General features: G+C 38.6%; 25 protein-coding genes and 1 other annotated feature (1 of these 26 only partly in view). Of the genes, 1 reads left to right on the forward strand and 24 read right to left on the reverse strand.

Annotation, left to right across the window (positions count from 1 at the left end):
* Nucleotides 1-69: a binding site (T-box leader), on the reverse strand (it extends 152 nt beyond the left edge of the window).
* Nucleotides 70-141: 72 nt separating this feature from the next.
* The 9 genes from gltX to ACP8HH_RS17910 all read right to left on the reverse strand — a co-directional run bounded on the left by gltX (nt 142) and on the right by ACP8HH_RS17910 (nt 10,451).
* Complete coding sequence (gene gltX, locus ACP8HH_RS17870; protein ID WP_438313601.1) at nt 142-1,602, reverse strand: glutamate--tRNA ligase; 1,461 nt, start codon at nt 1,600-1,602, stop codon at nt 142-144.
* Nucleotides 1,603-1,674: 72 nt separating this feature from the next.
* The gene (gene ispF / locus ACP8HH_RS17875; protein ID WP_438313603.1) at nt 1,675-2,151 is read right to left on the reverse strand and encodes a 2-C-methyl-D-erythritol 2,4-cyclodiphosphate synthase; all 477 of its coding nucleotides are present in this window, start codon (nt 2,149-2,151) and stop codon (nt 1,675-1,677) included.
* Entirely contained in the window at nt 2,148-2,855 is a 708-nt protein-coding gene (gene ispD, locus ACP8HH_RS17880) for a 2-C-methyl-D-erythritol 4-phosphate cytidylyltransferase (RefSeq protein WP_438313605.1), read from the reverse strand. The genes ispF and ispD overlap by 4 nt, the downstream gene beginning before the upstream one ends.
* Before the next feature lie 41 nt (nt 2,856-2,896).
* Nucleotides 2,897-4,000, reverse strand: a complete 1,104-nt coding sequence (locus ACP8HH_RS17885) for a PIN/TRAM domain-containing protein (RefSeq protein ID WP_438313607.1) — start codon at nt 3,998-4,000, stop codon at nt 2,897-2,899.
* A gap of 153 nt (nt 4,001-4,153) precedes the next feature.
* On the reverse strand, nt 4,154-5,527 hold the full coding sequence (radA, locus tag ACP8HH_RS17890) for a DNA repair protein RadA (RefSeq protein WP_438313608.1): 1,374 nt from the start codon (nt 5,525-5,527) through the stop codon (nt 4,154-4,156).
* A 78-nt stretch (nt 5,528-5,605) separates the two neighbouring features.
* Nucleotides 5,606-8,077, reverse strand: coding sequence for an ATP-dependent Clp protease ATP-binding subunit (locus ACP8HH_RS17895; protein WP_438313610.1), 2,472 nt, complete (start codon nt 8,075-8,077; stop codon nt 5,606-5,608).
* 231 nt (nt 8,078-8,308) lie between these two features.
* Nucleotides 8,309-9,397, reverse strand: coding sequence for a protein arginine kinase (locus tag ACP8HH_RS17900; RefSeq protein WP_438313611.1), 1,089 nt, complete (start codon nt 9,395-9,397; stop codon nt 8,309-8,311).
* Nucleotides 9,387-9,941, reverse strand: a complete 555-nt coding sequence (locus tag ACP8HH_RS17905; RefSeq protein WP_438313613.1) for a UvrB/UvrC motif-containing protein — start codon at nt 9,939-9,941, stop codon at nt 9,387-9,389. Before ACP8HH_RS17905 ends, ACP8HH_RS17900 begins: the two co-directional genes overlap by 11 nt.
* 39 nt (nt 9,942-9,980) lie before the next feature.
* Nucleotides 9,981-10,451, reverse strand: coding sequence for a CtsR family transcriptional regulator (locus ACP8HH_RS17910; protein ID WP_438313614.1), 471 nt, complete (start codon nt 10,449-10,451; stop codon nt 9,981-9,983).
* A 260-nt stretch (nt 10,452-10,711) separates the two neighbouring features.
* On the opposite strand from ACP8HH_RS17910, the gene ACP8HH_RS17915 reads away from it, so the two are divergent.
* Nucleotides 10,712-11,302 (forward strand): GNAT family N-acetyltransferase, encoded by a 591-nt coding sequence (locus ACP8HH_RS17915; protein ID WP_438313616.1) that lies wholly within the window; start codon nt 10,712-10,714, stop codon nt 11,300-11,302.
* Nucleotides 11,303-11,446: 144 nt separating this feature from the next.
* Here the strand turns inward: ACP8HH_RS17915 and ACP8HH_RS17920 are convergent, their stop codons facing one another.
* The 15 genes from ACP8HH_RS17920 to ACP8HH_RS17990 form a co-directional block, all read right to left on the reverse strand.
* Complete coding sequence (locus ACP8HH_RS17920; RefSeq protein WP_438313617.1) at nt 11,447-12,217, reverse strand: ABC transporter permease; 771 nt, start codon at nt 12,215-12,217, stop codon at nt 11,447-11,449.
* Nucleotides 12,210-13,145 carry an ABC transporter ATP-binding protein gene (locus tag ACP8HH_RS17925; RefSeq protein ID WP_438313619.1) on the reverse strand — a complete coding sequence of 312 codons (936 nt, stop codon included), beginning with the start codon at nt 13,143-13,145 and terminating at the stop codon, nt 12,210-12,212. The genes ACP8HH_RS17920 and ACP8HH_RS17925 overlap by 8 nt, the downstream gene beginning before the upstream one ends.
* A gap of 485 nt (nt 13,146-13,630) precedes the next feature.
* Nucleotides 13,631-13,795, reverse strand: a complete 165-nt coding sequence (locus ACP8HH_RS17930; RefSeq protein ID WP_438313621.1) for a hypothetical protein — start codon at nt 13,793-13,795, stop codon at nt 13,631-13,633.
* 128 nt (nt 13,796-13,923) lie between these two features.
* A complete protein-coding gene (locus tag ACP8HH_RS17935) occupies nt 13,924-14,163 on the reverse strand; it encodes a hypothetical protein (RefSeq protein ID WP_438313623.1) in 240 nt (79 codons plus the stop codon).
* A gap of 28 nt (nt 14,164-14,191) precedes the next feature.
* Complete coding sequence (locus tag ACP8HH_RS17940; RefSeq protein WP_438313625.1) at nt 14,192-14,338, reverse strand: antitoxin VbhA family protein; 147 nt, start codon at nt 14,336-14,338, stop codon at nt 14,192-14,194.
* A gap of 179 nt (nt 14,339-14,517) precedes the next feature.
* On the reverse strand, nt 14,518-15,453 hold the full coding sequence (locus ACP8HH_RS17945; protein ID WP_438313627.1) for a hypothetical protein: 936 nt from the start codon (nt 15,451-15,453) through the stop codon (nt 14,518-14,520).
* A gap of 183 nt (nt 15,454-15,636) precedes the next feature.
* A complete protein-coding gene (locus ACP8HH_RS17950; RefSeq protein WP_438313628.1) occupies nt 15,637-15,780 on the reverse strand; it encodes a hypothetical protein in 144 nt (47 codons plus the stop codon).
* Between the two features lie 612 nt (nt 15,781-16,392).
* Nucleotides 16,393-16,731: a hypothetical protein gene (locus tag ACP8HH_RS17955; RefSeq protein ID WP_438313630.1), complete on the reverse strand. Its 339-nt coding sequence runs from the start codon at nt 16,729-16,731 to the stop codon at nt 16,393-16,395.
* A gap of 95 nt (nt 16,732-16,826) precedes the next feature.
* Entirely contained in the window at nt 16,827-17,384 is a 558-nt protein-coding gene (locus tag ACP8HH_RS17960) for a hypothetical protein (protein ID WP_438313631.1), read from the reverse strand.
* Nucleotides 17,385-17,542: 158 nt separating this feature from the next.
* Nucleotides 17,543-19,225 carry a hypothetical protein gene (locus ACP8HH_RS17965; RefSeq protein ID WP_438313632.1) on the reverse strand — a complete coding sequence of 561 codons (1,683 nt, stop codon included), beginning with the start codon at nt 19,223-19,225 and terminating at the stop codon, nt 17,543-17,545.
* Between the two features lie 416 nt (nt 19,226-19,641).
* On the reverse strand, nt 19,642-20,238 hold the full coding sequence (locus ACP8HH_RS17970) for a hypothetical protein (protein ID WP_438313633.1): 597 nt from the start codon (nt 20,236-20,238) through the stop codon (nt 19,642-19,644).
* Between the two features lie 167 nt (nt 20,239-20,405).
* Nucleotides 20,406-20,591 (reverse strand): histidine kinase, encoded by a 186-nt coding sequence (locus ACP8HH_RS17975; RefSeq protein WP_438313635.1) that lies wholly within the window; start codon nt 20,589-20,591, stop codon nt 20,406-20,408.
* Between the two features lie 54 nt (nt 20,592-20,645).
* Nucleotides 20,646-20,915, reverse strand: coding sequence for a hypothetical protein (locus tag ACP8HH_RS17980; RefSeq protein ID WP_438313637.1), 270 nt, complete (start codon nt 20,913-20,915; stop codon nt 20,646-20,648).
* A 198-nt stretch (nt 20,916-21,113) separates the two neighbouring features.
* Entirely contained in the window at nt 21,114-21,542 is a 429-nt protein-coding gene (locus ACP8HH_RS17985; RefSeq protein ID WP_438313638.1) for a VOC family protein, read from the reverse strand.
* A 61-nt stretch (nt 21,543-21,603) separates the two neighbouring features.
* A complete protein-coding gene (locus tag ACP8HH_RS17990) occupies nt 21,604-21,999 on the reverse strand; it encodes a VOC family protein (RefSeq protein WP_438313640.1) in 396 nt (131 codons plus the stop codon).
* Between the last annotated feature and the right edge of the window lie 195 nt (nt 22,000-22,194).

Below are 22,194 nucleotides of genomic sequence, written 5' to 3' on the forward strand. Positions count from 1 at the left end.
CACTTACAGCCGGTGATGATCCTCTCTGGGGTGCCTGTAATGCGTACTTTTCCTTATCAAAGCTTTAGGACCCAAAATACAGGTCATGAAATTACTAATTATTTTCATTTTACATGTTCACAGTTTAATGTCAACGGTATTTTACTGAGCCGCGTATTTCGCTATGCGCTCGATTACTCTAGCTTTCCCAATAAGTGCAATCGCAGCAGGTAATTCCGGACCGTTTGTTTGACCTGTCGTCACAACGCGAGTTGGCATAAATAAGTTCTTCCCTTTATGCCCTGTTTCTTTTTGAACAGCTTTAATGGCATCTTTAATAGATGCGGCATCGAATACCTCAAGGTTCTCGAGTTGTTTTTTTAACGACGTCATTACTTCTGGTACTTGTTCACCGGCAAGTACTTCCTGAGATGACTCATCATATTCAATGTCCTCCTTGAAGAACTGGGCGGAAAGCTCAATAATTTCAGCGCCAAAACTTAACTGGTCATGGTAAAGCGCAATAAGATCATGTGCCCAGACAGTTTGTTCGTTTGTTAATTCTTCAGGAAGTGCACCCGATTTCTGTAAATGTGGTAGTGCAAGTTCTATAACTTGTTCGAGTGACAACTTTTTAATGTACTGATTGTTCATCCACTCAAGTTTATTTTTATCGAAAACCGCAGGCGATTTCGACAAACGATTCGCATCAAAAATTGATATTAGTTCATCTTTCGAAAAGATTTCCTCTTCCCCTTCTGGAGACCAACCTAAAAGAACAATGAAATTGAAAATCGCTTCCGGCAAATAACCTAATTCTTCATATTGCTCAATGAACTGAATAATCGATTCATCCCGTTTACTCAATTTTTTGCGACTTTCATTCACAATTAACGTCATATGACCAAATTCAGGAGCTTCCCATCCAAAAGCTTCATAAATCATTTGTTGTCTTGGCGTATTGGAAATATGATCATCACCCCGAAGGACATGCGTGATTTCCATATAATGATCGTCTACAGCAACAGCATAGTTATACGTAGGAATACCATCTTTTTTAACGATAACAAAGTCACCAATTCCATCGGATTCAAACGACACTTCTTCTTTAACTATATCGTTAAATGTATAGGTTTTTCCAGCCGGTACTGCAAATCGGATACTCGGCTCTCTACCTTCCACTTCAAGTGCAGCACGTTCTTCTGCTGTCAAGTTACGACATTTACCACTATATCTCGGCATTTCGCTTTTAGCACTTTGAACTTCTCGCTCAGCTTCTAATTCTTCACTTGTACAATAACATTTATATGCTAGTTCTTTCTCGAGTAATTCATCGTATAATTTTTTGTACAAATCGTTTCTTTCAGACTGGCGATACGGACCATAGTCTCCGCCAACGTCTACACTTTCATCCCAGTCTATTCCAAGCCACTTTAAATACGTAAGCTGAGATTCCTCGCCGCCTTCAATGTTCCGCTTGCCGTCTGTATCTTCTATGCGGATAATGAATTTCCCGCCTTTATTTCGTGCATATAAATAATTAAACATTGCTGTTCGAGCATTTCCAATATGTAGGTGTCCTGTAGGACTCGGTGCGTAACGAACGCGAACTTCTTTAGTCATCTATTTTTTCCTCCTAATTTTTTATTCACCACTTCAAAACACTAACTTCAATCCGCGAGACTTATTCAGCTACTAGATAGAAGTTAAAAGAATAACGGCTAATGCAGCGATTCCTTCTTCTCTTCCCGTAAATCCTAATTTTTCTGTTGTAGTCGCCTTAATATTTACTTGCGTAACATCCGCTTGTAATAATTGAGCAACGCGTGCACGGATAGACTCAATATGTGGGGACATTTTAGGATTTTCTGCAATAATCGTACAATCGATATTACCAAGCTTATAGCCACGCTCAGCAACAATTGCCCACACCTTTTCCAGTAAAACAGCTGAATCTGCATCTTTGAAGGACATGTCCGTATCCGGGAAATGTCGACCTATATCACCCTCGCCAATAGCGCCTAAAGCTGCGTCGGTTATCGTATGCAATAGTACATCAGCATCTGAATGACCAACAAGTCCTTTGTGATGCGGGATTGTAATACCACCAATAATTAATGGTCGGCCCTCTTCAAATTTGTGTACGTCATAACCTTGTCCGATTCGAATCATATTTCATCCTCCTTTAACTTACTCTCTCGTTGTCTCTTAAGAAGGATTTCCCCAAAGACAATGTCTTCCTGTGTTGTCATCTTCACATTATCATATGTGCTCTGAACAATTCTTACGGGATAACCAAGCCGTTCAACGAGCATCGATTCATCGGTTCCAAGAAATCCGTCTTCCTTTGCTTGGTTTGATGCTTTTCTCAATACTTCAATTTGAAACGCTTGAGGTGTTTGTATAATCCAAAGCGTTTCACGATCTACAGTCTTTTCAACAATACCCAAAGGTGCAAGCTTCATCGTGTCTTTTGCTTGAACTCCCGCAATCGAAGCACCGTATTTTGCAGCTGTACTTACCAAGTCTTTAATAACTGCTTGTTGAATGAATGGTCTTGCCGCATCGTGAACGAGGACGATATCATCCCCATCGTACGCCTCAATACAAGCCGCAACACTATATTGCCGTTCACTGCCTCCGTCAACAAGCCTCGTAACCTTTGTAATCCCATACTGATTAAGCGCTGCTTGTATTTCAGATTGTTCCTCCTGTTTAACGGCTAAAAGGATTTCTACACAAGCTAAATCATTTTCAAAAACTTCGAGCGTATGGATAAGGATTGGTTTATTGCCCAGCATTAAAAAAAGCTTATTGAAACCTGCGCCCATTCGCTGTCCGCTTCCAGCTGCCGGCATCATAACGATATAATTCACTGTTAATCTTCCTTGTCTATTATTAATCTTTTTCTGTTTAGTTAAAGTGCTTTCGAGGATTTCTCGTTTTTTGGTTTTGCGAAAATCATACGTCCAGCAGATGTTTGTAGCACACTCGTCACTACAACATCAATCGCATTTCCAATATGGTATTTCCCCTCTTCAACAACAATCATTGTACCATCGTCCAAATAGGCAATTCCTTGGTTATGCTCTTTCCCGTCTTTAATAACGACAACATGCATATCTTCACCTGGAATAACAACCGGTTTAACGGCATTGGCAAGATCGTTAATATTCAGTACTGAAACACCGTGAAGATCAGCAACTTTATTTAAATTAAAATCATTTGTCACAACAAGGCCTGACATGCTTTTCGCAAGACGAACAAGTTTTAAATCCACTTCAGCAACGTCAACAAAATCCTCATCTGTTATCAAAATATTTGGTCCGTCAGCCATTTGCATGCGTTTGAGCACATCCAGACCTCGTCTTCCCTTGGTCCTTTTTAGCGTGTCCGAAGAATCTGCAATATGCTGGAGCTCCGTTAAAACAAACTGTGGAACGACTAATATCCCTTCCAAAAAACCCGTTGCTGCAACATCGGCAATTCGGCCATCGATTATAACACTTGTATCCAATATTTTATGGACAATTCCATTTGTTGATGATGAACCTTCTACAGAATCCTTTTTCTTTGGTGCTGAACCTTTTGTGGCTTGTACAGCAGAGATTAATTCCTCACGCTTCTTAAAGCCTACTTGAAAACCTAAGTAACCAAGAGTTACCGATACGATGATTGGTAAGAAGTTCTTTACAAAAGGAATTTCAAAGTTCCCCAGAACGTAACTTACTAGAAAAGCAAGACTTAAACCAACCATAAGACCGATTGTTCCGAACAACAGGTCAAAAATAGGGGCTTTTAACAAGCGCTCTTCCATCCATTCAATAAAATTCACAATGGGCATTGTAAGAATAAAACTAAGAAGTGCAAGAACAGCGGCACCAAGAATAGCAAATAAATACGGGTTATTAATCCATGGATTTGTAGTAAAAGAAAAGAATTCGAATAATTGCGGTAAGAATAAGACTCCGAGCGTGCCCCCGATAAGTAAAAATGAAATCTGAATTACTCTTTTTAACATATAATCCACCTCCTAATATGTTTAATTATACATGTTTACCCTTAATCCTGCTCTATTTAACATAGGGTACCCAAGTTTCAGTTTGACAATAACGTCTAATCTTTCGAAAAACTAGAAAAAGACAGGGTCACCCAAAAGACGACCCTAGTTTATTCACTTACTAAAAGCAATCTTCAACGCATCACTAACGGTTTCAACACCAATTACTTTAATCCCTTTTGGATAATCCCAACCCCCAAGATTCGAGGAAGGAACAATTACCCGATCAAAACCTAATTTTGCCGCCTCTGTCACTCGTTGTTCAATTCGAGAAACACGTCGCACTTCACCTGTAAGTCCAACTTCTCCAATAAAACAATCTGCTAGTCCAGCAGCCGTATCACGGTAACTCGAAACAATACTCACAAGAACTGCAAGGTCTATAGCTGGTTCATCTAGTTTTACGCCACCAGCGACCTTGATATAAGCATCCTGTGCTTGTAAAAGCATTCCCATTCTTTTTTCAAGAACTGCCATAAGTAAAGAAACTCTATTTTGGTCGAGTCCAGTAGCCATCCGTTTCGGATAGTTGAAACTTGATGGAGTAACGAGAGCCTGAATTTCAACGAGGATAGGACGTGTTCCCTCCATTGAGGCTACAACAGTTGAACCAGCACCACCTTGTGATCTTTCTCGCAAAAATAACTCCGATGGATTAAGTACCTCTTTTAATCCCGACTGTAACATTTCAAATATCGCAATTTCATTTGTTGACCCAAATCTATTCTTCACACTACGTAAAATCCGATACGTATGGTGACGTTCCCCTTCAAAATACAAGACGGTATCCACCATATGCTCAAGTAGACGAGGCCCTGCAATTTGACCATCTTTCGTCACATGACCAACAAGGAAGATAGCGATATTTTGTGTCTTCGCAATTCGCATTAATTCCGCTGTACATTCCCGCACTTGCGTAATGCTCCCTGGTGCAGATTTAACTTCAGGATGATGAATTGTCTGGATCGAGTCCACTATGACAAACTTCGGCTTAACCTCTTCGATTGTATGGTGAATTTGTTCCAAATCCGTTTCTGCGTAAATATATAGTTCATCAGATGTAACACTAAGCCGTTCTGCCCGAAGCTTCGTTTGGCGAATCGATTCTTCACCTGAAATATAAAGTACGCGATGACCTTTATTTGCGAGTAGCGACGATACTTGAAGAAGCAGTGTAGACTTCCCAATTCCCGGATCCCCCGCTGCCAGAATAAGCGAGCCCGGAACAATTCCGCCTCCAAGAACCCGGTTTAATTCACCTAAGTCGGTGCCAATTCGTGGCTCGTCCGAAGTTTCTATTGCATTAATAGGCATAGCTTTTTGACGGGTATTTTCTGTATGCTGAAACGCACCACGAGGTCCCTTTTGCACAAACTCCACTTCTTCTTCCATAGTGTTCCATTCACCGCAACCAGGACAGCGACCCATCCATTTTGCGGATTCATAAGCACATGACTTACATATGAATTTAGACTTCCTTTTTGACATGTCGCCCTCCAAATACGAAAAGGACAGTCCATTTACGCCGAATTTAAATTCGGGTCAATGGACTATCCAGCTCATTCATTATTTTTTCGTCACTGTTTTTTTCACTGCTTTTTTCTTTGGTGCCTCTTGTTTTGTATCGACGAAAAATTCTCCGTCAACTACATCTACAACGACTTTTCCACCTGTTAATACTGTCCCTTTTAAAAGCTCTTCGGACAATCGGTCTTCAATATGTTTCTGAATCGCACGACGTAGTGGACGCGCACCATATTCAGGGTCATATCCTATTTCTGATATTTTTAATTTCGCTTCATCCGTGAGCTCGAGAACAATTTCCTGTTCAGCCAGACGTTTTGATAATTCATCCGACATAAGCGTTACGATTTTACGCAAATGCTCTTTTTCAAGTGAATGGAAAACAATCATTTCATCGACACGGTTTAGGAACTCTGGTCGGAATGCTTTTTTCAATTCCTCAAGCATTGCCGATTTCATACCTTCGTAATCTCGATTTGTATCTTGTAAATTAAAGCCTACATAGCGATTCGTTCGAAGTGCTTGTGCACCTACGTTAGACGTCATAATGACAACCGTATTTCGGAAGTCTACTGTACGTCCTTTCGAATCCGTAAGTCTCCCGTCTTCAAGTACTTGCAACAGAATATTAAAGACATCGGGATGTGCTTTCTCAATTTCATCAAGAAGAATAACAGAATAAGGTTTGCGACGAACCTTCTCAGTCAACTGACCGCCCTCTTCATACCCAACATATCCGGGTGGTGAACCGACAAGACGAGAAGTTGAATGTTTCTCCATATACTCAGACATATCCACGCGAATCATCGCGTCTTCATCTCCGAACATCACTTCTGCAAGCGCTCGAGCAAGTTCCGTTTTACCTACTCCTGTTGGACCTAAGAAAATAAATGAACCGATTGGTCTTTTAGGATCTTTCAGGCCTGCACGGGCACGACGAATCGCACGGGAAATTGCTGTTACCGCCTCCGCCTGACCAATAACACGTTCGTGAAGCATCTCTTCCATATTCAACAACTTGGCAGACTCTGTTTCAGCAATTTTTGAGACTGGAATTCCGGTCCACATTGCAACAACCTCGGCAATATCCTCAACAGTAACTTTGGATTCCGTTTTTCCTTGCTTTTCTTTCCAAGCTGTTTTTGTAGTTTCAAGTTCTTCTTTCATCTTTTGTTCTTTATCTCGGAATGATGCAGCTTTTTCAAACTCTTGACTTTGAACAGCCGCATTTTTCTCGGAACGCATAGCTTCTAATTGTGATTCAAGCTCTTTCAAATTCGGTGGTATTTTATATGAACGAAGACGAACTTTTGAACCCGCCTCGTCAATTAAATCAATTGCTTTATCTGGTAAGAAACGATCTGAAATGTAACGATCAGACATTTTCGCTGCTGCATCGATTGCTTCATCTGTTATTTTCACACGATGATGTGCTTCATAGCGATCACGAAGGCCGTAAAGGATTTGAACTGTCTCATCTACAGTAGGTTCGTCTACTTGAATAGGTTGGAAACGACGTTCAAGCGCCGCATCTTTTTCAATATATTTGCGATACTCATCAAGCGTAGTAGCACCAATACATTGCAATTCTCCTCGTGCAAGAGACGGTTTTAATATATTCGAAGCATCTATTGCACCTTCTGCCCCACCTGCTCCTATCAATGTATGAAGTTCGTCGATGAATAAAATAATGTTACCCGCTTGACGAATTTCCTCCATCACTTTTTTCATGCGGTCTTCAAATTCACCGCGGTATTTCGTTCCCGCAACAACAGTACCCATATCTAATGTCATTACGCGTTTATCACGAAGAATTTCCGGTACTTCATTATTAATGACTTGTTGTGCGAGTCCTTCAGCAATCGCTGTTTTACCTACACCGGGTTCACCAATAAGTACTGGATTGTTTTTTGTACGACGTGCCAACACTTCAATTACACGCGTGATTTCCTTACTTCGACCAATGACCGGATCCAGTAATCCTTCACGTGCAACTTCGGTTAAATCACGTGCCAAACTATCAAGTGTTGGAGTGGCTGCTGAATTTGAAGTACCTTGATTTCCAATTGAAGAATCATTGTTACCAAGAAGTTGAAGGACTTGTTGACGCGCCTTATTAAGACTTACTCCCGCATTGCTTAAAACACGAGCTGCAACGCCTTCACCTTCACGAATCAGAGCGAGCAAGATATGCTCCGTACCGATATACGAATGACCAAGTTTTCTCGATTCATCAACAGAAAGCTCAATAACTTTTTTCGCACGTGGTGTGTAATGAACGATTGGACCGACGTCTTTTGTTCCAGAACCAACAAGTTTTTCCACGCCTTCTTCGATCGTTTCAAAGCTTACATCGATTGCCTCAAGTGCTTTTGCAGCGATGCCACCGCCTTCTCGAATAAGACCTAACAAGATATGTTCCGTGCCAATTGACTCGTGCTTCATTCGAATTGCCTCTTCTTGGGCTAGTTGTAACACCTTTTGCGCGCGTTGTGTAAATCGGTTAAACATCATATTCAGTCCTCTCCTTCTACCATTTATAATCCACTCTTCAAAAAGAATGCTTTTTATCTCTAATTTATCTTATTACTCATATAGAAGTATTATCTTTAAATCGAAAATTAAAAGATGCTTCTACGTATACGTATTCTCGCGGAATGATTGAATCCCCTTTATTGCAAAATTGACTTTGACCATCTTTGACCTTAGTATACCGAAAAGGGATGCTTCAAGCAAAATAGATGCTCACTCTTCAGTACCCTCTTCAAGTGATTTTGATGTGTCCGCTATATTTAGACGTTCACGGAATAGCTTTGCCCTAAAAATATCACGTTCTTCTTGCGATAATTCAGTACCCGCATATTGCTGTAAAAATCCAGGTTGCATAAAAATCATTAATTCATTTAAAATCGATACATCGACATCTTCAATGATACCCAAATCGATGCCCAGTCTAACATCGGATAAGCAACGTGCTGCCTCTCCTGTTTGCAATACCCGTGCATAAACAATTGTACCAAGGGAGCGGAAGAGCCTGTTTTCAAGTGCTAGACGTGATTTTGCTAAAAGAACTTCACGAGATTTCCGTTCATGAGCAATTAATCGAGAAGTTATATTACCCAAATCTACGAGGATTTCTTGTTCCGTTTTCCCAAGTGTTGTTTGATTTGAGACTTGGTATACATTACCGGGTGCTTCGCTGCCTTCACCATAACTACCACGAACGACCATCCCTAGTCTTGAAATAGCGGGAATTATCCGGTCGATTTGCTTTGTAATTGTAAGTGCAGGCAAATGCATCATGACAGAAGCACGCATTCCAGTTCCTGTATTGGATGGACAACTTGTCATATATCCGAAGTTCTCATCAAATGCATAGGGCAATTCACTTTCAAGAAGATCATCTACCGCATCCGCCTTTTGATAAGCATCTTCAAGCTGGAGGCCTGGATAAATGCACTGGATACGTACATGATCTTCCTCATTTATCATAACGCTAACGGTCTCGTCTTCCGATAAAATGACAGCACCATGACGATCGGGATTCGCTAAATGTGGACTAATTAAATGCTTTTCAATAAGTACGAGGCGTTCTAATGAAGGCAACTCAGACATCTTCATATAGGAATAGTTCGGTCCATCCGAATCCAGCAATACACCCGTAGCAGCTCGGTCGATTGCCATTGCGTCGTCTTCCGTGAAGGCGATTGGAAAAAGATATCCTGTTAAATTGCGTGCAAGCCGAATTCGGGTTGACATAACAATATCCGAATGTTCGCCATGAGCTGCCATCCAACCCGTCACTTCGTTTTGAATGAACTTTTCAGTCGACATTGTTATCTCCTCCTTCATTTGCGAGTTGATGTTTTAAACCATTCGCCTCATCACGTAAAATTGCTGCTTCTTCAAAATGTTCCGCTTCGACAGCCTCGTTCATTTTCACCCGTAGTTCCTCTATTTTACGTTTCACTGCATAAACTTTATTAAACGACACTGGAACTTTTCCAGTATGCTTTGTATGACCGTTGTGAAGTTTTCCAAAAACATGTGGAAGTTGTCCTCTGAATGTGTCGTAACAAGTCGCACAACCAAATTTCCCGATATCCAAAAACTTTGGAAACGTCAATTTGCAATTGGGACATTCAGGACCTACTACATCGTTACCTCGCATCTTTTGGGAGACCTGAAACGAATCCGCTCCTCCAAACCATTGAGATAGAAATTGTTGGATGGATAACGGTTCTTGGTTAGGATCAAAATGGAAGGCTTCTGATTGAAATGCACATTTTTCACATAGATGATGTTCAATTGACTCTTCCATATATCCCTTTGTCAGGATGACGGAAGCAGGTCGTTCTTTACAGTTTTCACATATCATGGTGTGCCACCTCAAATTCAATTTAATATCGTTCAATTCTTATTCTAGTTGTTCATATAGAAGCGTAAGGAGCATTGCTTCCATTATTCGGGCACGTATATCGTCTCGGTCTGGAAGAGGTTGACGTATCGTTGTTCGATCGACTGCGGCTAGTATTAGCCTGGATTCGCGTTCCGAAATTACTTCTGCTTCAATAAGTCTGTAAACAACATCCAATGCCATTGTTTGAGATACGCCTTCTTGCAAGCCTCCCAATACGTGGTCGATTAAATCTTTGCGGCTATTCGCTTGCACTCGAAAGATTCGAATATACCCTCCGCCCCCACGTTTCGATTCAACAGCATATCCTCGTTCCGCTGTGAACCTTGTCTTAATGACGTAATTTATTTGCGAAGGTACGCACTGGAACTTCTCAGCCACTTCATTTCGTTTAATTTCAATGGTTCCTGTTTGTTCCTTTTCGATAATTGCCTTTAAATACCCTTCAATGATGTCCGATATATTTCGCATGTACTCACCTCTTTCACTCCGGGTGACAAGTTATTGACTTTGACTATCTTTGACTTGATTGTACATGAATAAACATAACGAATGCAATTGAAAAGCAATCTTAGATTTCGCAAATGAAAATTACTGTTTAGAAATGCGTAATACGGTTAAACAAGTGAATGAGGACTTTTTTGTTACCTCTTTTTTCCTCACACTCTCAACCAGATTTACTTCAAACAAAAAGCTCCAGGTACAAAATACCGACGGAGGAGATATACATTATGAACTGGTACGAAAAATTGAGCGAGTACTTTCCAATTGAAGAAATGAAATCGAAGGCACATATGGATGCGCTCCTAAACGATAAGAAAAATATTTACATCAAAGAAGAAGGGCCACATCACGTACTTATGTATGCCGAAACGGAAACATTCGTTTTTGTCGATTATCTATTCGTTTCATCTCAATCACGTGGTGCCGGATTCGGACGAAAGCTTTTGGCTTCTCTCAAAGAAAAAGGCAAGCCTATTATTTTAGAAGTAGAGCCTGTCGATTATAAAGATACAGATACCGCCAAACGATTGAACTTTTATGCACGTGAAGAGTTTCACCATGCACAACACATTGGTTACAGTCGTCGCTCTTTGGCAACAGGTGAAAAGACAGATCTTGAAATTCTTTTCTGGTCACCATCGGATGCAGAGGAACAAAGTGCTTATGAAGCAATGAAACAGACGTATGAAGAAATCCATACGTATAAGGATGAGACATTTTACGGCAATCAATACGAGCCGACACATAAAGTACTTGTTTTCAAAACGAAACGAAAAACGAATATACTTCAACCGTTTATCGAATCGCAAGCAAAATAGTGAAAGAGCTGGTATCCAATTCGGATAACCCTCCCAGTTCACTGGTACAAAACAAAAAAACAGACCACTAATTCGCATATGAATTAGTGGTCCGTTTTTTGTTTATGAATCATGATTAAAAGAATATACTAAGATTGATAGATATCAACTTCTTAATCCACGGCCTTTTTCAATCAGATACCAATTTACTGCATAAAGCGCAATGACAAAGATAATCGAAATGAGAACAGAGAATAAAATCGGAATATCCATCACACCGAGGAACCCGAATCGGAATCCGGAAATCATATAAACAATCGGGTTGAGTTTCGATACGACCTGCCAAAACGGAGGCAGCATCGAGATGGCGAAAAACACACCACCTAAGTAAGTCAACGGCTGAAGAACGAACGTAGGAACAATAGACACATCGTCAAATGATTGCGCAAAAATACCGTTCAACAGTCCTGCTAAAGAGAACAAAATAGACGTCATCAAAAGCGTCAAGACGACAATGCTCCAAGAATAAACTTGCAACGGAACAAAAAACAGGGAAACAATTGTGACCATTATCCCCACAAGAATACTTCTTCCGAGTCCTCCGATCACAAAGCCCCAGATAATGATATGAGTCGGTACAGGAGCAATCAACAGTTCTTCAATGTTCTTTTGAAATTTTTGCGAGAAAAATGATGACGAGACATTTGAGTAGGAACTCGTGATGACCGACATCATAATCAATCCAGGGACTATAAACTCCATGTATGAGAATCCCCCCATCTCGCCAATCCGTCCCCCGATTAAATTACCGAAGATGATAAAGTACAAGGAAGTTGTGATGACTGGCGGGACCAGTGTTTGGATCCAAATTCTAAGGTAGCGGTTTGTTTCTTTGACCGCCAGACCTCTTAATGCTGTAAAATAAAGTTTAAACATGGACATCCTCCACTACGCGGTTTTCATCTGTAATTTTTAAGAATAACTCCTCTAATCGGTTGGACTTGTTGCGCATAGACAACACTTTAACCCCTTGTTCTGACAGTTGATTGAACACTTCGTTGATTCCTTGATCACGCGCTACCTCCACTGAAAGGGTCGCTTCGTCCACGAGTTCGCTGTTATAGCCTTTGATCACCGGAATCCTTACTGAAGATTCGATTTCTAAAATAATTGTTTCAAACTGGAGCTTGGCCAGCAAAGATTTCATACTGGTATCTTCAATCAGTTCCCCTTTTTGAATGATACCAATGTTGCGGCATAACGTCTCCGCTTCTTCCAAGTAATGTGTTGTCAGAATAATTGTCGTGCCGTTTGCATTCAACTCTTTCAGAAACACCCACATCTCTCGCCTCAACTCGATGTCCACACCGGCTGTCGGTTCATCAAGAATAAGCAGACGCGGTTCATGCATCAAGGCGCGTGAGATCATCAGTCGACGTTTCATCCCTCCAGAAAGCATCCGTGCCCGAACATTTCTTTTTTCCCATAAATCAGATTGCTTCAAGTACTTTTCACTGCGTTTCAACGCTTCTTTTCTTGGCACGCCGTAATAACCCGCCTGGTTCACAACAATCTGCTGGACCGTTTCAAAAGGATTAAAGTTGAACTCTTGAGGGACTAGACCGATCTGCAGCTTGACCTGCATTAACTGTGTGTCCATATCATAGCCGAAGACTTTGACTTTTCCTGATGTCTTATTGACGAGGGATGTCACAATCCCGATGATTGTAGATTTGCCGGCACCGTTAGGACCTAAGAGAGCATAGAAGTCTCCTTCTTTCACTTTTAAATCGATGCCACGCAAAGCCTCGACACCCCCAGTATAGATTTTTTTTAAGTCTTTAATTTCTAATGCGTATGTCATTCCTTTTATCTCCTTACCATCTTTTTAATCAGCTGCATTTAAAATACCTATTTGCAAGTATGCCACTTCCCCAATTAGCAAAGCTTTATGTATACTTTTTTTGAAATATAATAATCTCTCTTGCTTATCAGGAAAGTTCATCCATACTCCTCCCTATACTGTTTGATATAGAACAATAAAAAACCTTCTCAGCAGAATTATAACATTGAATTTATATATAAAATATGTCTTTTTATTATGCCAAACGGTGCAAATTCTTCTTCAAGAATCGCTTCAGATTAATGTTAGGCTTAAGTTTTACGACCAAACTAGATTGCTTGTAATTAAGCAACAAGAAAATAAAGTTGATATAAAAAATACAAAAGTGAATTTTCACTTTTGCACTTTTTTGTATTGAACACTAGTAGCTTTCCAAATTGATTTGTAAAATAAAGTTATTCATCATCAGGCTCAAGTTTATTGAAATCAACTACATCTAGTACATCTTACATCATATTCAATAGGTATTGTGGTTCTGGAGTTTCTTCTACTGTGGCAAGAACTAGTGCATTGAAGTCTAGCCTACTTGCTTCAGCAAAAAGCTTCATGAAGATTGAAACTGTTCTTGTATTTCCTTCACGGTAAAGATGAACACCCCAAAGCTTTATCATACATGCAGAAAAGTCTTTTAGGAGACTAGGATTAGAATAACTCCTTTGTTTAGATTCAGACCAACTAAAAACAGTTTTCAAATCAGATATTATATGATCTTTATCGCTATAAGCAACAGATAATCCATTTAAAACCTAATCACTTTTATAAATATTGACTGTTCGGAATTACCCAACTCATGAAAAAGAAAGTGATGAATTATTTGGAGGCTTTCATGTTTTTGAAAATCAATCTTTCGAGTGATAGAATTAATATCTACAATCCCAGCGATTAATAACTGTGCTTCAACGTCAATTAATTGTTGTTCATCCCGAATGTCTAATTTGTTGATTAAGGTGTTTGTATTAGGATAAATATAAGGATCCATAAATTATTGCGAAGCCCTTGTATATTTTTCAACAATCGCTGGATGATACTTGCCCATTTTCATATTGGTTTAAGAGGTTCTTTGTAAATGCACTTGGTTTTCCACCGTCAATTGCGGCCATTCGAACTGCAAATTCTACTTGTTTTTGGCCTTCTGTTCGTGAATTTTCATTCATAAATAACACGCCTTGTTTGTTTTTACCTCTATTATATCCATTTTCATGTATCAAAAAATAGTTCGCTCACCTCATGGAACTTTTCAGAGTTTTATACAAAGCTCTGTACGATTCTAGAGAAACTGTTACAAACAATCGCCCCCGTTAGCTTAAGGTAAACATATTTTTTTGAAATTTTTCTAATTTATTTTCTTATCATTTTTATCTCTTATAATAATTGCATATGGAATTTTTTCAATTGAAAGTTCTTCTTTTTTCAACTCTATTATCTTATCTACATAATTTGTTATTTGCTTAACCTTTTTATTAGAGTTCCAAAACCACTTAGGTTTTTCTAAGTTAGTTTTAATAATAATTTGTAGAGGTTCAGGGTGAAACGAATATGCGAACCCTGTATATTCCTCGAATTCTCTTTTAGTTTCCTCTCTTATAGCACTAAACACAGGTTGCCAATTTTGGTCTCTTATTTCATTTTCACTTTTTTTCTGTATTTTAACTGTGAAGTTCATATTTGTTTTTGAGAATACGGTATTAGCGATAAGTTTTTCAATTTCATCCTTCTTCTCTAAAACCTCATTCTTCCCCTCAATAATGATTTCCTTTTTTGGATGAAGCAATATTGAATAGTTAATATCATGATATCCTTTTTCTTTAAATAAATCCGAAGTCACTTTTGATACTTTACTTAATGATTCCCTTAACTTTTGTTCTTCCTGACCTATTTCACCATCACTTTCCAAAACCCTGAAATTCACATCAAAATCTTGAAATTCAATCTCTTTTGCAATATTTACGATCATATTTTCAACTTTACTCCTATTCCTTTTTACAAATTCCTTATCCTCAACTTGTACGGTAAATATACGGTATTCAGAAGAAAAACTTAACCCTGTCTGACCATATCCTTTATTTTTTAGTTCCTGCGGAACCTTTGTTAATAACACTTCTATCTTTTTATTTTCCTTTTTAGATTCCTCCATACTTTTAGCTAAATCAACTTCTAATTTTTTCTCCGAATTGACAGCTTCTGTTTCGCCTGACTTTATTTCGTTCACAATAAAAAATGCTGTAATAATCAATATTAAAAAGATAATACCTATTATAATTTTTTTCAAAATAACCACCCCTCCAATAAGATGGTACGCCCTTTTTGTTAAGATTATTCTTATTACTATCTTCTGAAATTATTGAAGTAAACTTTCCGTTAGTTGAAGAAGGAATTTGATCGCTGAACGGGTTTGTATACGCCATGCACCTTAGGTTGACATAATGTCTGTTCACGGAAGTATTAAATTCTATTACTCAATAAGAAAAAGCTGCCCTGTAAAGGCAGCCGTTTTTGCTAATCGAACATATTTCACTTGTGTTCGATTCATCTTCTTCAAATCACGAACTATTGCACCACACCAAATCTGCAATTGTTCATTGTTTTTCCAATGCACAATCTACAGCAATCGCACCCGATTGCTGTAACAATAGCACCAAATCAAAAGTTGATTCAGTTCAGACTAATCGACGTTATTCTTTGCTACCCCCTGCGTTTGAGGACCAGGCGATATTGACCCTCTACCACGTATTTTGATAATGATATGTGTGATTCCAGTGAAAAAAACAGCTGAAATAATCTGAGTAGGAAAGAAAAATACAAGCCAATATATTGTTGTGAAATCATAATCACCATTAAAAATATCTTCAAAATAAAAAGGAAAGAAAACAAATGATACAAGTATAAACGCAGAAAAAATAATTAACGGGGAAATCCAAATTAGTTTTGGTCGTGTAAAATAGACAATTATGCAACAAATAACAGGAATAATCAAAAGGCAAATAATTAAATATAGTTCACCTTTCCCTTCAAAAAACGGTATCAACTTGTTTCCTCCTTCTCAGATGCGATAAATACCTTATATTCCTCGTTTATCGCCACTTTACCGTATTTATCATAATGTCACTCCTTTAACTAAACTGCCCGGTTAGTTTAAGTAATGATTCCACAAAATGGCCCGATTGTAATACGATTCTTATACATTTAACGCGCCCGATTACAGAAGGAATTAATTAACAGCAACAAATAATAGTGATACTAAAACAAAGACAACTAAAATCATTGACAAAACCCTACCTGTCTTTGCTCCCCAATCGCTTTTGAATTTATAACCAACAATCAATGCGGGTATATAAAAAATAAGTGAATAAAAAATTGTATAATGTAAACCCGTATCACCATTTGACCAAGGATTTATTCCTATAAAACGCAATATATGATCGCCAAAAGCATCGTATTTACCAAATGAAAAAGAAAATAATAAACCCAATAAAAATAGTGCTAACGACAATGATCCTAATCCCAATTTCTTATGGGTTTCAATATTTTCAAGGCTATTGTTAACCACTATCTTTATCCCTCCTTTTGTATTTCAATAAACACTCTGGCCCGAATGTAGCCCAATCCTTACGCATTAAACGCGCCCGTTCATGAAAATAATGCTTATAGCATATCCATAAAAGATAGGACATGCTCTTTCACTTTTTCCTTTTCTTCATTTGTCATATTATCCAATTTGAACTGTTCAAAATTTTTATCTGGAATTAGTATTGTAGATGGCTCTTGAAGTTCCTCTTTACGGTTTTCACCATCTTCTGCTTGAGTAACATTTGATTTATTAAAACTTGAATGTATGATTTCTGTTCGTATATAATTTCCTTTTGTATCATAAAAGTCCTCAATGGCTTTAATATCAGTTTTTATATGATTTTTACCCTCTTCAATACTCGTTATAGAATTTACTTTCTTATAACCAGTTGATTCAAAAAAAACTTCATTATTTTGTTCTGATGTTTCTGTAACAAACACCTCAATATGTTGAACTTTTTCCACATTACTACACGCACTAAAAATAAAAACGCTTAATATCAACACACTCATAAAAAGATTACTCTTCAAATCTACTCCCCCCTTATTAAGAGGTTTTAACATAAAGACAATATCCTTCTTAAACATAATGGCTCCGTTTGTTGAACATTGAAAATCTTCACACTTCATCATTACTATACCAGATATACCCAACAGTATGTTTTAAAAAATTAACTAACACCCTAAATACGATGCTAGTTAATATTCTAATTCGATGTCAATCGGCTTGTGTCTCAACTCTTCTAATACTTGATTGAACGGGTTACCAATATGATTTTCCAGCTCTTTTTTTATTCAATTGTCACATTCACAAGGTCTTTAACTGGAAGGAATATTTCACCCGTTTCTAAATACGTAATTGCTAATTTATCGCCTTCTTGTACATAAATCGCAAGTGGCGAGACTTCCGTTGAGACTAGGAAGTTTCGTCCATCGTCTGCTAAAATCGAAACAAGTGTGAAATCACCAACACGTTCCTTGAAGACGCGCTTAACAGTGATTGCTGCTTTCGCTTCTTCCGCGTTCGAACTTCCGTCAACCGTACTTCCTCCCCGTTGTAAAGCGGTCTTGTAGAGCTTCAGTGCCTCGTTTGGTGTGTTCCCATAAACCGAGATTTCTGGATTTGCTGCGGATACGATGAAATAGTTTTGTAAGAATCCATTTGAATCGAGAACCGGAGTCAACCAACTCGCTTCTCCGTAGAAGTTGTATAGAACCGGCATTTCACCAGTCCATTTCTTTTCAATGAATTTCTTCTCTATGATTTGAAGAGCCCCTTGGGAATCCATATACGACTCTTCCAAATTTCCGGTGTAATAAGTTGCTTCTCCAGTCCGACCGTCCGTGAGTGCATAGCCAAGCATCGAATCGACACCCTCTTTTGGACTTGTAAAATCTGTGAAATAATACATATGGCCTTCCTCGTCAAAAATCGGGCTTACATTTGACTCTGTCCCTTCATCTGATGGTAATTTAACATCTTTTTTCCCTACTACCGAATTCCAAAAACCATGAATATAGTTTCCGAAATAACTATTTTGGAGACTAACCGCTTCAGGTGAAACCGCACCATCGATAAAGGCCGGAATATCCTTCAGACTGTATTTTACCGCTTCACCTGTTGCTGAATCTACGGCTACAATTCCTTTCACATCAAATCCGTTACGAGCTGTAATAAAGTCTCCATAAGATCTAATATAATACGGTTTTCCTTCATCATTAATCTCAAGTTGAACATTGCCGTAAAAAATGAGGTTCGGCATTTCCATACGCATATGGCGTTCTACTTGTTTATGGAAGAAGGAAGACGGTGTATAGTCCATTTCCATCTTTATAAACTTAGGATTATCTGCCGAATCGGTCGCACTCATTGTGAAATAACCCGGCGTTGTCTTACCGTTCAACCATTTGAAAAATCCCGAAAATTCAACTGGGGCAATGTAGACAAAGTTATCGTTCACTTTTTGAATTTGTAAATGACCAAGCTCATAATAACTCGTGTTAGGAACTTGCCCGAATGCCTTCTTCATTTTATTACGCGCAAATTTAGGGGGTACACTTGCCGGTGTTTTTGTGTCGTCAAATGCTTTTATTTCAACTTCTTGTTTCATTTCGACCACTTCATATTTCTTGTTGGCATTGAATAACGGTGCACTCAGAACAAATGCAGCAACGACAAGGGAACCCAAAAACAGAATCACCTTAACCTTACGTTCTTTCCCACTTGCCGCAAGAATTCCCAACAAGGCCACAACGACTAATGCAACCCATAAGGAAGTCCAGTTCCGATCCATATTCGTGACATAATAAAACCCAAATATAACGAGAGAAAGAACAGTCGCAGTTACTGCTAACGCCGTCAATCGATTGAATGTTAACTTCTCTTCCGTTTCCTGATTTACCTTAACAAGCGGAACAATAATGAGACTCGCTAGTACGCCTGTGATAATTGAAAAAATGAGTAAATTGACCATATAAAACACTCTTTTCTATTTCGAAGATTTTTATTCTTTACTCTTATACGGATTGGTTTCGAAATCGTTTCGTTTTTTATTTTATTTTTTATGGCAGTAGAATTGTCCTGGTTTGCGGATAAACTGGTAAAATACGCGGATATATGAGATGGAATGTCGGATATAACGTTTGAAGTGTCGGATATATAGCGGAAACTGTCTGATATAACGTCCAAAATGTCGGATATCAAAAAAATGGGCCACCCCATCCGCAGGGCGACCCATTCACACTTTTATACAGATATCTATTCCCGTTTCAACGGTTCAAGATCTACCTCAAACCCTAAATCTTCAAGCATTTGGCGATCCCTTTCACTTTCTTGGCCCAATGTTGGTGAAAAGCGAGATGCCACTATATGCAATATCTCGCCGTTTCTTTATTTTTTTCTTAAAAAACGAACTAGGAACACTAAAGCTAGTAGACCCACTAAAGCACCACCACTTATTAGGAATAGAGGAGTGGAATTTGAACCTTGATCAGGTGTACTTGTTTTACCGCTTCCACTATTCAGGGTTTTTACCTCCATTTTCAAAATTTCTTCATAAAACTTTTTGTTTACCTTTCTAGGATGTTCAACCTTACCTCCTGATATTTGAACCATACCGTTTGGCCCTCCAACAGGTATTAGGAAACTGGTTTTTTCATTTTCCTCTAAAAACAAAAGAAACTCGCCACCCTCACCTTGGAATTCCTCTGCCCATCCAACATCAAACATATCAATGCCTACAACTAGTTCTACAGGCACATCTCCTAGATAAACTTTATTCACGTTGAATTTTAAACCCTTAAAAATAAATTCGCTTGGTTTAGATTTGCTTGAAAAGTCATATGTCCCACTTACAATAACCTTGGCGCGATCTTTAACTTCCTGTGGATCCATTTCAGCCCAGCTTGTAGCAGAAGTCTTGTTATTTCCAATCATCATTGTTGCACACACAGCTGCAAGTAGTAGTATATTCATTAGTTTTTTCAAAACGAAAACTCCCCCTTTTTTGATTAGACTGTAGTTTTCGTGAAACGTTTCAACTGTATAAAATAACGCTTTTAAGTCTTGTTTTAAAATCCCTATGTACCCATTCCCTCCCAGTTCTTAATTTTATAAGAATAAAAAAATCAGCGACGCATAGGCCACTGATTTCTTCAATATTTTTCGCCTTCGTTTTTAGGGAAGAGGAAAAATGAAATTACTCCACTCACAATCACTGCACCAATCGTTATAAGAATCCCTGATGTTTCTGGAACTTCTGAATAACTCTTATCCATTTTCATCCAACTGTAAATTCCAACGATGAGCATGACTGGAATGATTAATTTAAATGCTTTCAATAAGTTCACCCTTAAAATAGAATTGTGGTAGTTTTATTCTACCATAATTCTCGTTTAGAACCTCGGTCTACGTCTGGGAGGTCTAAAACCAGGGGCAGGTACAGGACCAAAACCAGGCTGTGCCTGAAGTGTTTCACCCATTACATTTTGCGTCGTTTCTGTGTAGTAATGACGCGGAATTTCAACAATATGCTGTCGATTAACGTTCACAATCGGATGAATGTAAGGAACTTCTCGTGGAATAAACTGGTCGTGGCACCGATACTGAGTCGGGCACACAACGGGCTGTACCATACCTTCGTTACAATTCCATTGTTGCATCATAATCTCACCTCCTCCTTCTATTAAATGTGAAAATAGAAGGAACAGACGGGCGAGAGACTATGGGTTCTCTTTAATAATAAAATAGAGTCATTATATTTTATCAAAATCGTTCAGCAGTAGCACCTAACCTAACTTCTTGTTGCATCGTATTTGCCATAGTACGTTGTATATTTGTGTAAGAAACTGGATTGATAATTATTAGTAAGCTGTTTCTTCGCTATTTAAATTAAATTGCCAAATGACACCGAATTTGTCAGTGACCTGACCATAAAGTCTTGCCCAGAAAGTCTCTTGGAGCTCCATTACAACTGTTCCGTCTTCTTTTAGCTTGTCAAAAACAATTTGCAGCTTGTCCGCATCAAAACTATGGTAAGCCAGGCTTATGTTGTTTCCAATCGTAAAAGGAGACCCAGGGAACGTATCTGAAAACATAACATTGCTTCCTTCAATCGCTAAACGAGTATGCATAACTAGATCTTTCGCTTCCTCTGGAAGAGGATATTCTGGATTAGGAGGATTTTCTCCAAAAGTCATAATGTGAGGTTTTTCTGTTTCAAAAACCTCTGCATAAAATTCAACAGCTTCACGACAATTCCCATTAAACGTTAAATAAATATCAACAGCCATTTTCCAACACTCCTTTTAATTAATAAGTAACAACAAATTCCTTCAAAAAAATAATACTTTATTATTTCGCGTTTATATCTGGTTGATGAATACCAAAAATATTACCCTCAGTATCAATACAATATCCTTGCCAAGCCATTCCAGGCAACGCATATTTGGGCATTGCTACGCTGCCACCACTATTAAGAATTTTCATTTCACTTGCATCGTAATCTTCTACTCCCATTGTACAAGCATAGCCATTTAGCGCCTGGTTGGGTTCTGGGGGAGGACCTTGACGCTGCATCAATGCTCCATCAATTCCAGGCTCACTATCATCACCAGTCACTGCTCCGAAATAAGGCATGCCGGCATATTCACTCCAGTCCTGAAAAGTCCATCCAAATACTTCCGCGTAAAACTTTTTCGCTCGTTCCATATCGTCTACATGTATCTCAAAGTGGACTAATCTTCCCATCTTTTTTCCTCCTTCATTCTAAATTAGGAAATGCATGTCTTTCGTTTCTTCCCTATTCGATCCATTTTCCCTACTTTATTAATATAATCTTTGGCGCATGGCATTTTACAAGCCCCTTATAATAAGACTTGCCGCACTGTCCCGTTTGCGGAATACATTCCTTACTGAATATTCAACATTATACACATTAAGTAT

Source organism: Sporosarcina sp. FA9, from assembly GCF_051550205.1.
GTDB lineage: Bacteria > Bacillota > Bacilli > Bacillales_A > Planococcaceae > Sporosarcina.

What these genes read in the sequence shown, in the direction of transcription:
- ACP8HH_RS17920 (WP_438313617.1), bottom strand. Translation starts at nt 12,217, where the DNA reads ATGTTTAAACTTTATTTTACAGCATTAAGAGGTCTGGCGGTCAAAGAA.
- ACP8HH_RS17990 (WP_438313640.1), bottom strand. Translation starts at nt 21,999, where the DNA reads ATGGGAAGATTAGTCCACTTTGAGATACATGTAGACGATATGGAACGA.
- ispF (WP_438313603.1), bottom strand. Translation starts at nt 2,151, where the DNA reads ATGATTCGAATCGGACAAGGTTATGACGTACACAAATTTGAAGAGGGC.
- ACP8HH_RS17980 (WP_438313637.1), bottom strand. Translation starts at nt 20,915, where the DNA reads ATGATGCAACAATGGAATTGTAACGAAGGTATGGTACAGCCCGTTGTG.
- gltX (WP_438313601.1), bottom strand. Translation starts at nt 1,602, where the DNA reads ATGACTAAAGAAGTTCGCGTTCGTTACGCACCGAGTCCTACAGGACAC.
- ACP8HH_RS17925 (WP_438313619.1), bottom strand. Translation starts at nt 13,145, where the DNA reads ATGACATACGCATTAGAAATTAAAGACTTAAAAAAAATCTATACTGGG.
- ACP8HH_RS17915 (WP_438313616.1), top strand. Translation starts at nt 10,712, where the DNA reads ATGAACTGGTACGAAAAATTGAGCGAGTACTTTCCAATTGAAGAAATG.
- radA (WP_438313608.1), bottom strand. Translation starts at nt 5,527, where the DNA reads ATGTCAAAAAGGAAGTCTAAATTCATATGTAAGTCATGTGCTTATGAA.
- ACP8HH_RS17965 (WP_438313632.1), bottom strand. Translation starts at nt 19,225, where the DNA reads ATGGTCAATTTACTCATTTTTTCAATTATCACAGGCGTACTAGCGAGT.
- ACP8HH_RS17895 (WP_438313610.1), bottom strand. Translation starts at nt 8,077, where the DNA reads ATGATGTTTAACCGATTTACACAACGCGCGCAAAAGGTGTTACAACTA.
- ACP8HH_RS17935 (WP_438313623.1), bottom strand. Translation starts at nt 14,163, where the DNA reads ATGGATCCTTATATTTATCCTAATACAAACACCTTAATCAACAAATTA.
- ACP8HH_RS17910 (WP_438313614.1), bottom strand. Translation starts at nt 10,451, where the DNA reads ATGCGAAATATATCGGACATCATTGAAGGGTATTTAAAGGCAATTATC.
- ACP8HH_RS17900 (WP_438313611.1), bottom strand. Translation starts at nt 9,397, where the DNA reads ATGTCGACTGAAAAGTTCATTCAAAACGAAGTGACGGGTTGGATGGCA.
- ACP8HH_RS17985 (WP_438313638.1), bottom strand. Translation starts at nt 21,542, where the DNA reads ATGGCTGTTGATATTTATTTAACGTTTAATGGGAATTGTCGTGAAGCT.
- ACP8HH_RS17960 (WP_438313631.1), bottom strand. Translation starts at nt 17,384, where the DNA reads ATGATGAAGTGTGAAGATTTTCAATGTTCAACAAACGGAGCCATTATG.
- ACP8HH_RS17930 (WP_438313621.1), bottom strand. Translation starts at nt 13,795, where the DNA reads ATGATAAAGCTTTGGGGTGTTCATCTTTACCGTGAAGGAAATACAAGA.
- ACP8HH_RS17885 (WP_438313607.1), bottom strand. Translation starts at nt 4,000, where the DNA reads ATGTTAAAAAGAGTAATTCAGATTTCATTTTTACTTATCGGGGGCACG.
- ACP8HH_RS17940 (WP_438313625.1), bottom strand. Translation starts at nt 14,338, where the DNA reads ATGAATGAAAATTCACGAACAGAAGGCCAAAAACAAGTAGAATTTGCA.
- ACP8HH_RS17905 (WP_438313613.1), bottom strand. Translation starts at nt 9,941, where the DNA reads ATGATATGTGAAAACTGTAAAGAACGACCTGCTTCCGTCATCCTGACA.